This is a genomic window from Paenibacillus sp. N22P23 (assembly GCF_059383735.1).
This window is the reverse complement of sequence record NZ_JBXENT010000010.1, coordinates 70,619-84,566: the sequence shown is the minus strand read 5'-3', so window position 1 is coordinate 84,566 and position 13,948 is coordinate 70,619. Positions and strand designations below refer to the sequence as shown.

19 protein-coding genes are annotated in these 13,948 nt (G+C 47.9%); 3 read left to right on the top strand and 16 right to left on the bottom strand.

What is annotated here, in order from left to right; genetic code table 11:
* Nucleotides 1-12: 12 nt before the first annotated feature.
* The 6 genes from AC506A_RS26725 to AC506A_RS26700 form a co-directional block, all read right to left on the bottom strand.
* On the bottom strand, nt 13-903 hold the full coding sequence (locus AC506A_RS26725) for a hypothetical protein (protein ID WP_495464052.1): 891 nt from the start codon (nt 901-903) through the stop codon (nt 13-15).
* Nucleotides 904-981: 78 nt separating this feature from the next.
* Nucleotides 982-1,974 (bottom strand): DNA cytosine methyltransferase, encoded by a 993-nt coding sequence (locus AC506A_RS26720; protein WP_495464051.1) that lies wholly within the window; start codon nt 1,972-1,974, stop codon nt 982-984.
* Nucleotides 1,975-2,174: 200 nt separating this feature from the next.
* Complete coding sequence (locus AC506A_RS26715; RefSeq protein WP_495464050.1) at nt 2,175-2,675, bottom strand: hypothetical protein; 501 nt, start codon at nt 2,673-2,675, stop codon at nt 2,175-2,177.
* Nucleotides 2,676-2,722: 47 nt separating this feature from the next.
* Nucleotides 2,723-3,265, bottom strand: a complete 543-nt coding sequence (locus tag AC506A_RS26710; RefSeq protein ID WP_495464049.1) for a hypothetical protein — start codon at nt 3,263-3,265, stop codon at nt 2,723-2,725.
* Between the two features lie 31 nt (nt 3,266-3,296).
* Nucleotides 3,297-3,962, bottom strand: a complete 666-nt coding sequence (locus tag AC506A_RS26705) for an XF1762 family protein (RefSeq protein ID WP_495464048.1) — start codon at nt 3,960-3,962, stop codon at nt 3,297-3,299.
* Between the two features lie 278 nt (nt 3,963-4,240).
* A complete protein-coding gene (locus tag AC506A_RS26700) occupies nt 4,241-5,029 on the bottom strand; it encodes a hypothetical protein (protein WP_495464047.1) in 789 nt (262 codons plus the stop codon).
* Nucleotides 5,030-5,318: 289 nt separating this feature from the next.
* Here AC506A_RS26700 and AC506A_RS26695 point away from each other — a divergent pair, with 289 nt between their 5' ends.
* The 3 genes from AC506A_RS26695 to AC506A_RS26685 all read left to right on the top strand — a co-directional run bounded on the left by AC506A_RS26695 (nt 5,319) and on the right by AC506A_RS26685 (nt 6,482).
* Nucleotides 5,319-5,546, top strand: a complete 228-nt coding sequence (locus tag AC506A_RS26695; protein ID WP_495464046.1) for a hypothetical protein — start codon at nt 5,319-5,321, stop codon at nt 5,544-5,546.
* 87 nt (nt 5,547-5,633) lie between these two features.
* Nucleotides 5,634-5,906 carry a hypothetical protein gene (locus AC506A_RS26690; protein WP_495464045.1) on the top strand — a complete coding sequence of 91 codons (273 nt, stop codon included), beginning with the start codon at nt 5,634-5,636 and terminating at the stop codon, nt 5,904-5,906.
* An 84-nt stretch (nt 5,907-5,990) separates the two neighbouring features.
* Entirely contained in the window at nt 5,991-6,482 is a 492-nt protein-coding gene (locus AC506A_RS26685) for a hypothetical protein (RefSeq protein WP_495464044.1), read from the top strand.
* 56 nt (nt 6,483-6,538) lie between these two features.
* Here AC506A_RS26685 and AC506A_RS26680 read toward each other — a convergent pair whose 3' ends face one another.
* The 10 genes from AC506A_RS26680 to AC506A_RS26635 form a co-directional block, all read right to left on the bottom strand.
* Nucleotides 6,539-6,718: a hypothetical protein gene (locus AC506A_RS26680; RefSeq protein WP_495464043.1), complete on the bottom strand. Its 180-nt coding sequence runs from the start codon at nt 6,716-6,718 to the stop codon at nt 6,539-6,541.
* Nucleotides 6,719-6,953: 235 nt separating this feature from the next.
* Nucleotides 6,954-7,133 carry a hypothetical protein gene (locus tag AC506A_RS26675; protein ID WP_495464042.1) on the bottom strand — a complete coding sequence of 60 codons (180 nt, stop codon included), beginning with the start codon at nt 7,131-7,133 and terminating at the stop codon, nt 6,954-6,956.
* Nucleotides 7,117-8,283, bottom strand: coding sequence for a hypothetical protein (locus tag AC506A_RS26670; RefSeq protein WP_495464041.1), 1,167 nt, complete (start codon nt 8,281-8,283; stop codon nt 7,117-7,119). The genes AC506A_RS26675 and AC506A_RS26670 overlap by 17 nt, the downstream gene beginning before the upstream one ends.
* Before the next feature lie 124 nt (nt 8,284-8,407).
* Nucleotides 8,408-9,547: a hypothetical protein gene (locus AC506A_RS26665; protein WP_495464040.1), complete on the bottom strand. Its 1,140-nt coding sequence runs from the start codon at nt 9,545-9,547 to the stop codon at nt 8,408-8,410.
* Nucleotides 9,544-9,861, bottom strand: coding sequence for a hypothetical protein (locus AC506A_RS26660; protein ID WP_495464039.1), 318 nt, complete (start codon nt 9,859-9,861; stop codon nt 9,544-9,546). The genes AC506A_RS26665 and AC506A_RS26660 overlap by 4 nt, the downstream gene beginning before the upstream one ends.
* Nucleotides 9,862-9,935: 74 nt before the next feature.
* Nucleotides 9,936-10,673: a hypothetical protein gene (locus AC506A_RS26655; RefSeq protein WP_495464038.1), complete on the bottom strand. Its 738-nt coding sequence runs from the start codon at nt 10,671-10,673 to the stop codon at nt 9,936-9,938.
* A 17-nt stretch (nt 10,674-10,690) separates the two neighbouring features.
* On the bottom strand, nt 10,691-11,062 hold the full coding sequence (locus AC506A_RS26650) for a hypothetical protein (protein WP_495464037.1): 372 nt from the start codon (nt 11,060-11,062) through the stop codon (nt 10,691-10,693).
* On the bottom strand, nt 10,986-11,828 hold the full coding sequence (locus AC506A_RS26645) for a hypothetical protein (protein ID WP_495464036.1): 843 nt from the start codon (nt 11,826-11,828) through the stop codon (nt 10,986-10,988). The genes AC506A_RS26650 and AC506A_RS26645 overlap by 77 nt, the downstream gene beginning before the upstream one ends.
* Nucleotides 11,825-12,316, bottom strand: a complete 492-nt coding sequence (locus tag AC506A_RS26640; RefSeq protein ID WP_495464035.1) for a hypothetical protein — start codon at nt 12,314-12,316, stop codon at nt 11,825-11,827. The genes AC506A_RS26645 and AC506A_RS26640 overlap by 4 nt, the downstream gene beginning before the upstream one ends.
* A gap of 72 nt (nt 12,317-12,388) precedes the next feature.
* Nucleotides 12,389-13,948 (bottom strand): AAA family ATPase, encoded by a 1,560-nt coding sequence (locus AC506A_RS26635; protein WP_495464034.1) that lies wholly within the window; start codon nt 13,946-13,948, stop codon nt 12,389-12,391.

The window sequence follows — 13,948 nt, the reverse complement described above, 5'->3', positions numbered from 1 at the left end:
TCCTCCCTAACTCTATTTGATTAGTGCAATTTGCATGCGCAGCAGCGCTTCGCTTATACGATTCTCCATTTGGAGGGCGTAGTCTCGTTTAATCAAATATAGAGTGAATTTTGCGATCACTTTACCGAATTTCGCCTTCAACCGTTCGTACTCTGGGATATTGGCCATAAGATCGGATATGGACTTTTTGGACGAAAGAAATCCAGCAACCTCTCCGCCTTGGTCATCTTGAACCAGGATGTTATCGAGCTCGTTCTGTGCTTTCTTCTCATCTTTCCGCTTCTGGTTGTAAGTGCCAAGAAGGTCCTTCAACTCACGAAATAGCCCTTCAACGCCATAGAGCTGCGCACGATCGGCATACTCGGTGACAAGCTGGCTGGCTTCCTGTGGCGTCCGATGCTGGATGCACGAGGTGATATGCCACTTTTCACGCTGAATCTCTTTCAGCTTCCGAATATTCTGCTCCTCCTCTATGAGTGAGAGATACACATCTGGCTTAGCGCCTAGAGATACTCCGTCCGCATAAAGGCGGTATGGAATGCTATGTGCATCAAGCAGCTCCATGAGCGGATCCGCCACAGTCCGGCCGGCATGAATCTCCACGAAGGGAAGCGGGTGAATCTGACGTACTTGCGCCAAGATCTTCTCAGCGAATTGCCGACTATTCTCCTTCCGCGGGTGATACTTTTGAACAGGGTACGGAGCCACGATCTCATCGAAACCGATTATTCGCTGCTCGTGCTGGCTCAAGAAATAGATATCCTCCCTCGGGAAGTCGCGCACCAGCATGTAGTCGATAACTGCATTCACCCATCTTGACCGGTGCCCCCTGTAGAACTGGTTAGAAGGCATCGGCACTTCCTGCCTCGTTGAGGATTCGGTAATAAACGCAATTCTACGCACAAACCATTCTCCTTTTCTATTACCACCATTTTACTAGGCGGGTCAGGCTACGCTCCGTTTCAGCGCAGCCGCCCTTTGCTAGATTGCGATTTGCTTCAAGTTTGATCGGATCTGTTCGTACATAGCAGCTGCAAGTGCTCTCCCAACGTTGTAGGCGATACCGTTGCCGACTATGCGGTACTGATGACTAAGAGGAACTTCTGCTGGTATGACAAAGCTATCTGGCACCGACATAAGGCGCAAACCTTCTCTCACCGTGATTCGACGCGGCGCATCCGGAAACAGGTGCTCTCGCCCATCTTTGGCTATATGAGCTGTAAGTGTAGGAGAGACTGTATCCCATGACAACCTGCGCATTCCGCGCCACTGGGACCGAGGATTCTCAATCACATCGACAATACGCGCCGGAGTCGGACTTTCCCACGTTGCTACATGATTGGGAAATGTGCCTAACATCATTTCTCTCGAACGCGCATTGTCCGGTAGCGGTAGATCACCAATCGCCTCTCTCACGTTAGTCTTAATTGGAGAGGGAGCAGGGAACTGGAACTTGAACCCAAGGTCCTTCCGAATACCAGCAATAAATACCCGCTTCCGGGACTGCGCTACTCCGAAATCAGCAGCGTCCAAAATCTCATGAGATACGTTGTAGCCGGCTAGATCGAAGGTGCGTAAGAGACGTTCGAACGTCTTAATATGCCGACCGACGAGACCGATAACGTTCTCGAAGAGAAAGAACATCGGACGCTTGGCTTTAATCAGCTCGCAGTACGTCCAAACCAGTTTTCCAGTCGTACCAAATTCTCCTCGATTGGAACCGATTGAACTGAAATCAAAACATGGAGGCCCTCCAATTAAACCATCAGCAGATGGGATATCAGACGGCCGCAGCAGTGTTAGATCGCAAACCTTGATATGATTTCCAATATTCGCACGGTAGCAGCAAGCTGCAGCCGGATTTATCTCATTCGCCCAAATAATATCGAAATGGTCTTTGAACGAATAGTCGAGCAGTCCGCCGCCGGCGAATACCGAATTTACAGTAAGTTTTCTATTGGAACGTTCAAACATTCATAGTCCTCTATTCAAGTGAGCTCACAGCTCACAAGAGGACAACCGAAAGGGTGAAGCGTTCGGGCAGCTTCACCAGCACTATCTGAAAAGGGTACTTAGCCCGGCCCTTCTCTCCTGCTTCAGTTTTATGAGGTACTTAAGAGTCGACGCAGCTCAAGTAAGAAAACTTACTGTGGCAAGAAGCTACGCCGTATCCCTCAACCCGTTACGGGGAATGTTTGATACTTTCTCTCCATTCGTTTCTCTTTCAACGCTTCAAAGTGCGGAGAATCGCGAAAGCGATCGCGGTCTTCTTCCGCGCAAGCGAAGTCTCGTTTGAAACAATCTACTTCACCGATGTATTCGCAACCCATGCAGACATTCTCGATAAACTGATCCGCTTCGCGGGTCGCAATCAAGTACGTCTTCTCTAGTGATACCAAACCGTAGAATCGGAGCTGGTCGTCCAGCCCAGCATGCACAATCCCCTTTTCGACGGCGAGCACAAAGCGCTCATCGTTACATTCCGCGTAGGAGGGCTTAAACGGGATTGGGCGCCTGTGTCCCTCCAGAAAGCCTTTATTATATATGTCCGTTTTCTCTTTGGCGCTAACAGGCATGAAGTAATGCGTATCCTCTGCGTGAAGCAATTCCTGGAGCTTCTTATTCTTTCGCCCCTTGCTGTTTACATGAACCTCTGCAGGTCTTGGTTTTGGCATGAAGCATTCTCCTTCGTATCAATTTCGTATTACCTCCATTGACAGGGTTACATTCTAACCTCTACTGTCATCATCCACTTGCCTACCTTCGCTTCTAGCCCGCCGCTTGGCGTGACTTCCGCAATGTGAGCTGGCAGCGACAGTCGCTCAGTTCGATCATCCTGCCAGAGTCTCGCAGGAATAATATGAACAGGCGTATTGTGCTTCTTCGCCATCTCATCTGCAAGTTGCTTCGCATGGCTTTGCGTCAGGGCAAAAGCTTCGGTGATATCAGGCACTGGTGTCTTTTCGAAGCCGTGCTGTGCCCTCAACTGACGTCGAAGTAAATCCGGCGTCTCAGTCGTAATAAGCAATCCGTTGACCAGCTTGCCTGCTGCCTTTGGCGCGTTCTTGACCGACTTCGACTTGACAGGTTGGAGTGCAGGGATTGGTTCTTCTACGCAAATGACATCCTGCCACTCTCGGATATCGTTTCCGCCGCCGCTATACAGCTCCTCCCCATATTGGAGATTCAGCGTGTTCTTAAAATCCCGCTTCGCCTCTTGAACGTTCATGCCATACCCATAACCCGATCTTGTCATGCTTCCCATACCTAATACCCCCATCGTTAGTTTGTTTGAATTACGCGCCTTTGATCTCGATCATCCAAAGCTTCTTCTCCCCAGTCGGATGCTTGTCAACTCTGGGTCGAGAACTGCTGCTCCAACTGCCACCTGCACGCTTACCCATACATTGAAAGCCAGCTGCTCGTACTGATGAGCCGCTTTCTTCATCGAGCGTGTACGTAATGAGTGAGCGATAGCCCATCTCACGTGCGATACGGCGCGCAGCTGCGTAGAGTTTGCTGCAAAGATGAACGTAGGCTCCATTTACGCAGAGTCGGGTAATTTCCAGCGATTCGCCTTTATCGTGGTAACGGCTTACTGGTCTACCGGCTGTGAGTACACCAACAAGTTTCTGGCCATTGCTTATCCCAAGAGCAAATTTCATGCCTTGGGGAGCAGCGTGGTGCCGATGATGCTTATTGATGAATTCGCACGCCTGCCGAAACGTAATTGGAGTAAGCGTAGGCTCGAACCGGCTGTAATTCGGATAGAACTCTGCCATATACCGAACTGCTTCAGATCGACTCATAGCAGAGTCCCAGAGTAGATCGAATCCTTCATCGAGCAGATCCCATCTCCGATTGCGAAGCACTTCATCCGAATAGACCACGAACTTTCCCATTGCTTCATTGACAAAAACCCAATACCATGTAGGATCTGCAGCTGCAGTAACCTGTCGCAATCTCTATTTCCTCCTTGTTTTTGGGCACAAAAAAAGGAGCCGTAAATGAACATACGGGTCCCGTATGAACAAAACGTCTCCTTGACTATACCCTTGTGTATTTCGCTAAATAGCGGCTCCTTCCATGCCAGAAAATGAAGCGGCATGGATCATGATTGATGATTCGTAATGGCTTCATTATACATGAGCTACTACTTTACGTGCAATAAAGAAGGCGCAGTCGAATTTGACCGCGCCATGATTGGTTTACTAAGTATACTGGTATACTGAATATACTATTAGATAAACACAAATCCGAGACAGTGTTCTGAGAGTGCCGGATACGCCATTGAAATACCAAAATTCCTTCTCTTTCGATCTGCTTCATCCATCGGCTCATCTGCATCGAGCCCTAGATGACCATATACGAGTTTTTCAACCGCACTGTTGAATTCATGCCCGTTATCACTATTTACATTCTTCTCAAGATACGCTGCGACCGCAGCACACTCATCCTGTGTGAGGAAGGCAATGTGTTGGGATTGATGCGCGGGCATGAGCTGTTGGTAAATGACATAAACCTGATCATCAGCGTGCAAGCTCTGTGGATCGGAAAGTAGAAATTGAATCAATGCCTCAATATCGTCCGGAAGTAGCGACACTTTTACCGTCTTACTCTGATTGTAGAACTGTTCTACTTGCATTTCTTTTATGAAACGAGACCATGTCGTCCCCTTCTTCTCTAGTACGGCCATAACGATTTGAATGAGTGCCTCCGACCCGCTGGCGATTGCAGTAAGGATAGCAGCGTTGAGCTTAGAATCATGTGAAGAAATGAATTTGCGATGGATGCTGGAAGTCGGCTGCAAACAGCACATACATTGACCCGGTTCGGCTTGAAGCGCCGAACTAAGAATTAGGAGGCGCCGAGCATATTCTGAAAGAACACTATGCGCCAAAATGCTACCCTTCTCAGTTCGAATAAGATCCGTTGAATTGTTTTCCTTTGCAACCAACCGATTAAGAGCTTGATTAGATATACCGAGTACACTTGCCGCCGCTGCCTGCGTAACTTGCAATTGTTCCATTCGATTCATCCTCCATCATCGTATTTACATCCACGGTTTAATGAATTCCCCAACCGTGAATTTAATATAGCATGCCAATATGTGGATGTCCATAGTTAAGTGCAACAAATTTATCAACCGTGAAAAAAGCCCACACCGAGAGTGGAAGTGGGCTGCGTCCTTACGTGAAGTGATGAAGAATAATATAACCCCGAACACAGCATGTCAATCGCGGAATACGCCGAATTCTCCGTACTTGTCCTGGACAAACGGGCGATCGAAAACAGAGCGATTTCATGAATCAGATAGGATGAAGTTGCTTGGTTCGACTATACGAGGCGAGCACTGCCACCATGCGCGAATCTTCGAGGCTGGCGAGCGTCCGGTTATGCGCCGCGGTGAAGTTATTACGTTCTTCGCTTCTGTTCTGAAGCTGCTCGATGAAAGATCCCTCCATCAACTTGAACTCCCCACGAGACTTTCAATCCGGACCTGCGGCACCCAACCCGGCTGTAATCCGCTTATTCTTAACGTTTAGTGATGGTTTGACTTCAAAGGTTAAATATGGAATAATAAAGGTCAAAGAAAGTCAAAGTCAAACTCGACATCAGAGGAGGAAATAAGCATGAGTGATAAGAACTATATTAAGGTTGCACCACTCGGAACATCCCAGGGTACAGTCACAGACATTACGACTAACGTTTTTCCAATGGTCGTAGCTGCTGTAGCGGAGTCTAGTATTCTCGACGAAAACAATACAAATCAAGTCGGTGAAACTATCTTGCAATCGTCCGAACCGCAGGGAGTTGTAATCGCTGAAATCAAGAAATTCCTGGACATTAAACTGGGGTCGGACAAGTATCAGATTCATCATGGTCAAATGTTCGAATGGAAATGAAGATTGTGCCGGCTCCGTGTATTTGCGGCTCCGGCCTTCTCCATTTATAAGTAGCGATACTATTGATGGAAGGACTGATTCGTTATGGCTGTCGGGGGTATCCAACCTGAAAATATTTACTTGGCACACGACTCTAAATTTAATCCTAACCTGATCTCTATGGAAAGCTATGCCTGCTTCTATGCCACCACAATTGGACGCATTGGTACTCAAAGTGATGATCATTTTCTAATTGGCCTGCCGGACAAGGGAGGGGCTCATAATTCAGATGTCGTTAACTGGTTTATTGGTCGTCTCATCGGTGATTTCAACACAGATCCTATTTCAGTAGAAGTCCTTGGTAAAAATCAAGTGATCGACGGTTCACGTGGTCAGATTTTGAAGTTGAAAAAGTTCGGTAAGACTTTCGACCCCAACTTCAACTTTCGCGTATCGAACTGGAATTCCGATAGCCAAAGCATCATAAGGACATTACGTAAGAATGTCCCTGGCGATTACGAATATTATCGAACAGAGGAACCGAGTGTCGTGTGCATTTGCATACAACCCCGCGATTCCGCTGCATCTTTTAAATAATTTGTTAATATAACAAAGAACGCCGCTTTCAGGTTAGAAAGCGGCGTTCTTACAGTTTATTGAATGCGCGGAGATTTTACATCTGCTGCTGGATTGAAAGACAACGGTTTGCGCCGACTCCCCACTAGACCGCTATAAGGCTGCTGGATAGCAGCAGAGCGAGGCCTTACCGTATACCCCAGCTCTTCAAGCAGGCGAATTGCCTGCACCTTCTGCAATTGAGTTGTCTTTCTCATCCGTCATCACCTGGTCTTAGAATTTAACTTCTCGAGCAAGGCATCTCTTTTGGCTCGGCGCTCATTAATGATTTCCTCTTGAGTACGTTCTTTAACTGGTGTAGGTTTCGGGCAAAACGGGACAATCTTCTTGTTTTTCATACTATTCACCCTTCTTGAGAGAATAGTAGTTATTGTTGCCAGTAATATGCGAAATAAACAAAAAACCTCTTGGTTGCCCAAGAGGTTTTGGTATTTAGCGAGTTAATTGGTATAGACGTTCAATGGTTTGCTCCGTCTTAGAAGTCAGCCGCTCGACCCGCTCCAGCAGCTGCTCACGCTGTTCTCGACGCTTCTGGATGATCGATTGTTGAGAAACATCCTTCACCACTCGAATAGAACTAACAAGATCTGCAACATTATTTGGCTCCGGCATTCGAGTCAACCTCCCTCTGAGATATCAATCGTTTTTGAATTGTGAGGCAAAACGATAGAACAACTCTACGGATTATTCTTGAATCTATAATATCATTTTCTAATATCAGAGACAAGGCGCGCTCATCAACATCATTGAAATGAAAGCACCAAACCCATCTTTCTCCTTCTAGCATATCCATCTGAAAAGCAACGACATGCCGACCAGGATAAGGATTATTTGAATATGCGATCCCCATCCCTTCTTGAATTGTCGGATCATTGGCTGCTGTTACTGCAGCAAAGCCAGTATCATCCTTGAGATTCAAGTCGCGTATTTTTCCAGTGGTCCCCTTACTGGTAACGTATCTGAGGGTATCCCCTTCTCTACGATACAATGTGAATCCGGAGAAGATATCCAAATCCCCAAATTCAAGAGATTCGTTAACATATCGATATTGAAGCATATTTATATCGATAAGGATCTCAGTTAGCGTCGCAATTGTATATTCAGACAAAACTAACTGTTCTTTCTGCAAAACGATTAACGATTTCTGCACATCGATCGTTGATTTTAAATCAGCAATGTCACTAAGCAATATCTCATGCTGACTTTTCGAATATGCTTTGACCGTTGCGATATCCTCTGGATCTTGGTCATTTTGGCTGAATACGACATTGACTAAATCATATAAGCCATCAAAGGTAAAATCAGACTTTTTGACAAAATGAGCCCAAACCTGTTCAAACTCTTGCGGTCGCTTTGTTTTTAAAGCCTCCACATGAAACTCAGGTCGTCCGATTGTCGCCATCTTATTTATATAGGCTTGTACGAGAAAATAGTATATCGCGACAATAAGAACCAAGGCTCCAGATAGACCAATCCAGAGAGGCCACTGCGCATATTGCCCTGCTTTAACACCGATTACGAATGGCCCGATAATTGGCAGCGTGCTCCAAGAGATACCTCTAAGTAGCTTGGCATGCTTAAAATAGCTGCCAATAGTTGCAATTGGCCCCATCCAAGCTTTACCGCGCCATTTCTCGTTATTCTGACGCCTCATCGTTGCAATAATCGTGTCAATACCGCCTGATTTAATTTCGTTGAGGTAGCTATGATAATTGGTTTGAATCGATTTGACTACCATTCCTATTGGATCACCCCAAATCATAATACATCAATCCTGCGAATAATTCATAGAGTTGATGTTCAAGGGATAGCCTAAGGCTCTCCCCATACCCCCCTCTCTGCACGAGGGGGAAATTAACCTCCCGTGCAGGGGACATGGAGCTGCCTTATACCGATTGTGGGAATGGCAGCATATCAACATTCATTTGCAAATCAACATACCTGTCCTCAAGAGCGGCAAGCGATCGAACATTAAATCCAAGTGCGTCTTCACTCGTCATCCAACGTGGAGCCGGCACGTTTCCCGATAACGAAATAAGCTTCCGAAAGATACGCCCGTTCAGCCATGAACTAGCGTCCGCCGAGAACCACGGATACTGCAGTAGGAGCTCGGTCGTGCCTAGTCCCAAAGCATGCAGATTTACACGGTCTCCATATCGCTGGAAGATTTCTTCGAAAATACGCGCTCGTTCCTTACGACTAACAAAAACGGATCCGCCAATGGCAATCACGTCATGGTCTTCGGCTACAAGCCGATCGAGAACATCTAGCGAATTTTGGACATGATAGATAGGGATAGGAAGTTTGCCAACCTCTCGTTCAAGAAACTCGGTATTTTTCCGCGTTTGAAGCGGGTCGCCTAACACATCCGCTGTCAAATATCGATCGATAATATCCAAATTTTCTTTCACGAAGGTAGCATAAGCATCCAAATCTATCGGTTTCGGATTTTTCCCCTTCTGAACGGCTTCATAATATGACTTCTCTCCGGGGTCCAGAATGACACATCGTCCCTCAAATCCAAGCTCTCGAAGGCGATGCTTCCAGTTACATGATGGATCATTTCGGATATAGTAGTAGGACAGTAAAACGAATTGTCCGCCGTTCTCCTTTACAACCCGCGCATCGTCCATCCGTTTGCTGACTCCACTGAAAATATAGCGCAGCCCTCGCAACGTGAGGCGAACCGCCCTACTCTTCGTCTCCATCACCTTGCAAATATCAATCATAATCGCTTTGATCAGTCCTGCAATCGCGCTGGAGAACGAATTGATACGGATGAGCTCTTTAAGCGTCGTCACTCGGCGATAGAAGAGAATGGCCAGCGCGCGCCGCAGACTTGCCCGTGGAATACGATTTGGCTTCTCACTCTTCTCCGTGGTGACGTAGATGTAGTCCTTCGTGACCTTGTGGATAGCATTGGGTCGCTGCCCCTTCACCGTAAAGAAGACGTATCCCTCTTTGCCAAACTTTCGGAGAAATGCCCGCTCCTTCTCAGAAGCCTTTGCTTGATAGTGACCGGTCATATCGTTGCCCTCCATGGATAGCTGGAGAGTCGAATACCGGTGCGCCAGAATCCCATGTCTTCCTTCGGGTCCGAATAGTCCTCATCATCATCGTCCGGGGTATTCGCTGTGTCGCAAAGGAACGCGCCATACAGGTGCTCTTCGACTTCCGATTGCGAATACGAATACGCGATCACTTCATCGACAGAGAACGCCGTATTGCGTTCAGCGATGTCAAGCACTTCCTCGATCGACTTGCCTGGATAGCGCTTGTCGCGAAATGCCGTGACGATATTTATAACTTCTTGCTTGGTCAATTTGGTCGAAATGTTCATTTTGATGCTCATACAACAAGGCGGGAAACCCCGCCATAGCTGCAGCGGAGCTTCCCTCCCTTAAATAGTTTCTATTACCTTCCCTGTAGGGCTAGTTGATCGACGAACAATTTTGCCAGGATCGGCGTATTGCATTCGGCAAGCCGCGGCGCCCGCTTCGTCACACTGGCAGCTTTCGTTGCCTCGATGAGCACAACGACGTCCTGCCCGCCAGACTTGTCGTAAAGGCTTCCCCACTTATGGCTGCGTGTGTACTGCATGAGCCAATTGCGACGAAGAGCCTGCGCTTCCCAGAATCCCACCTGACGCGATTTCTCGCACTGGTACTTCAAATAGTACCAACCGCCCGATTCGATGCCTCCATACCCCCGGGAAATCGAATATACATTGACCCAGCAGGCGATGCCAAACAGGTTATGGATTTGCACCCATAACGCTTTGAATGGGTTAAGTAGTGGCTGTGAAGCCGGCTCTAATTCCAACTCCTTCTTCGAAGTTACAGCAGGAGCGGGTACCGCTTGTTGCACTGACACGGCAGCATGAACTTCCATTTCCTCGATATAAGCGAACAAGTCGATTTGTTCAAGGATGATGCTTTCCGGCTGCCGTGCATGCCCCCGATTCCAAAGCTTTCGGAGCTGAATGGAAACCTGCGAGAGGTGCGAATGAAATCCGTTGACCAATTTGAGCACATGTTGCTTCAGGCTTATTGGGGTTGGTTCAAGATCGAACAGATCCTCCCAGCAATCTCCCTCATCTTTGGCCTCAGTAAACATCCAATTCGAAAGCATACGCATAACTGAAACTTTCATATCTATTACCCCCAGAATCATTCTTCTTCGATCATTAACACGTTGACTACCGGCTCGAAATCATCGCCTTGTAGAACAATCGCATACAGTTCAATCTTCTCGCTCTCCGGCTCAGCAGCATGTGTGAAAGCTACGCGCTCACCACTGCCCCGCTTCATTTCATCACGAAGCTTGACGACGAATCTTCCAAGCCTTGCGATATGATTGGGGACTTCCTTGGTGGTTGAATCCGGATCGATAATCTCGTTCCAAACTGCCTTTGTCACCGCAACGGGAAATATAATGCCTACCCGTTTCGTCCAATGTGTAATATCAACCAGCGTTCCGTCGGCGATTGCCTCGGCGCGGCTGTACTGGTTGATCATTTTCACGTTTTGCATACCATCCATATTTCGCACACTCCTCAAAATGTCTCTCGTTATAGCCAGTGGTTATTGGTGGAAGTCCAAGGTGGCAAAGTGCTTCATCCCGGCCGTAGAATTTCACGTAATTGGACCAGACCGCAGCAATTTGTGGATCGAGTTTGTCACAGGCTTTTGTAAGCTCGTAACCGGTGCTCGTCCACCATTGGTTCGCCAGGTCCGCGCGGAACTGTGCACCATAGATTTTGCTTGAACGGCTTTCAATCCACTTCGACTTTCGCGGGTCATACAGGTATGACTTGTTGAACCAGTCTCGTGCCTCTTCTCGGTAATAGGTCACTTGGTAAGATGGTGTCTCTGCCCCGCTGCTCTCCATGTAGAAGGCAATGAGGGAACCCGCTGGAATCAACTGCAAGACTTCTTTTGGGATTCGAGACAATTGATCATCTATGACCGGATCGTAGACCTTCGGCGGCTGTGGCTGCTGGTAAATATCCCGGCAGACAAGTCCGCCAACCTTGACGCACCATAGTTGGACGAGGAGCTCGTAAAGCAAATCCTTGCACGCCGATTCGGGAATCCATCCCCTACCCCACTGCGAATAACTGAGCTCACCTTGAGTCGTAAGCTCGCGCACCCGCTTCTCTGCCTTTGTATCTCCTGCGTAACCAGCGTTACTCCGCTGGTGGCTGGATAAGGATTGAAACTCGCGGTATAGATCGCGTGCTGAGACGCTTGCCTTGACATGATCTTTCTCTAGGAAGAATTCGAGCTGCACCGATCCCGATCTCATTGGTTGCCTCCTACCAGAACATAGCGCATCGGTTTTGACTGATGCACGTCCTGAATAAGAGTCACGAATCGTAGCCGTCCGTCCACACGCCGGTAATTCGCGAGGTTGAGCACAATGAGAAAATCCGCCATGAAACGTATGAACGTTAAGATGAGGCGGTTCGTCTCTACTGGCACTCCCCCGCGGGAGCGGGAGGTGAACGTGACTGTATTGGCGATGAGAGTCATATCCGGATACAACGTTTGGAATTCCCGAACAGCGTGCATCATCATGCGGTAAAACTTTCGCTCACTGGCATAGTAGAATCCAAGAGCAGTATGATGATGGAGCTCGTATTCTCCACTCTTCTTCCGATGGATTATAAAGTACCGGTTTAAGTAGCGTCCGAGAATGCGCGCTTTCAGGCTGACGATGAGTGATGAGATCGGAATAGCAACAAGAATCACTAGAAAAAGAAGTAGGATGATGGCGATGGCTTCTATTAACATTCTCTATTACCTCCACGTGGAATAGGAAAAAGGGGATCTGCAGCAGCAGTCCCCCTATTACCTTCCAATTAATTAAGCTACGATTTCACAGCTAAGTGCAGCGTTTGCTACGACCGAAGCAACGAAGTACTGCGTAACCGGCGCGTCAAAGCTCTCGATCGATTCTGCGTTATCGATGTAGACCGGGTAAGATCGGTTTTGCAGCTTGTTGAGCAAGCCGGCGAGTTCGATCGAACACCGAATCTTCTCCGATGTGCTAAGCGAGAGATACTCCGTTTTCTCTTCCCCATACATAATGGTGAAGTCGAGCGTCATTTCGCCTGTCGAGCCCAAATACTTGAACAACTGAATCTTGGTCATGTTGAGCAACGCGTTCACATAGTCGACCTGCATTTCCGCGTATTGGAGCATGAAATTTTTGACGGCCTGTACATCAACCTTCTTTTCATCCCGCTCCGTTACCGATTCGCCATATACCTCGTGCTGCTTGTCGAGATCCGCAGCCATCTTCAGCTTGTGCCTGCGCTCCGAAACAGTCGCCGAAAGAGCATCGATTTCGGTTTGCTTCTCCGTAATCGCACTCCCCCGCTGCTCTTCGTAGGCAGCCATCATCGCTTCGTTTTCCCCATTACACCAATTAATCTCGTTGAGCAGCTGATAACCTTGGTCCTTCAGTTGATCGCACTCTTGCTGCAGCTCCTTGAGTCTGATATTGCGAGCAGCAAGCTCTGCTTCGGCATCCGCTTCAGTATGTGCATGATTGCACGATGGACAGCGGTCGCCAGGCTGAGGTAACGGTTTATCTCTAAGCGTCTTGAACTCACGTAATCGCTCATCGTACTGGAATCGCAGCCCTGCTTTCTTCTCCTGAAGCGGGGTTACATCGTGAAGATCGGGCTTGCCCACGGAACCAGCTCCAAGTTGTGAGAGTTCTTCCTTTAGGGAAGCCAGATGCTTCTCATCCGATTCAATGATCCGCATAGGAACATCGAGCATGCTGCCAATTCGGAGGTAATCAATCTTCCCTTGTACGTTTCCGATGAACTTGTCGAGTTCAAGAATTTCGGCGCGTAGCGATTTCAGCGTATGTTCCGGATTCACCATATCAAGCGCATTAATTCGCACCTGGTCATCTTCTGTCATCTTCTTAATGACGTCCTCAAAATCCAGCTTCGGCAGCAAGGACACGAGCATATTACGGGCTTTTGACGGTTCAGATACCGCAAGCGTCCCGAAGTAGCCCGGTACAAAGATGCAAAGAAACTGATCCATTGGACCAAGAAGAGAGTCAAATTCAGCCTGCTTAGAGGCTTGACCATCGAGAAACAGCGAGGTGGTCTTTCCTTTACGGATCCGGCAGAATTCATACTGGACGGTCGAGCCGTCGCGCTGCGGCAGCTCCACTTCAATACGAACCTTTGTTTCTTTGGCTCGCGGATTTCTAAGCCGGTCATAGACTTCTTTCGTCTTACCGCTTAAATCGCAGCCGTAGAAACACCAGACAATGGATTCCGATATGGTCGTTTTCCCTTGGCGGTTACCGCCGATAATGCGGTTCACAGGGCCAAACGTAAACACCCGCTTCGTGTTATGGAGTTTGAATCCAGAGATTTCTGCACCGAGAATATTCAT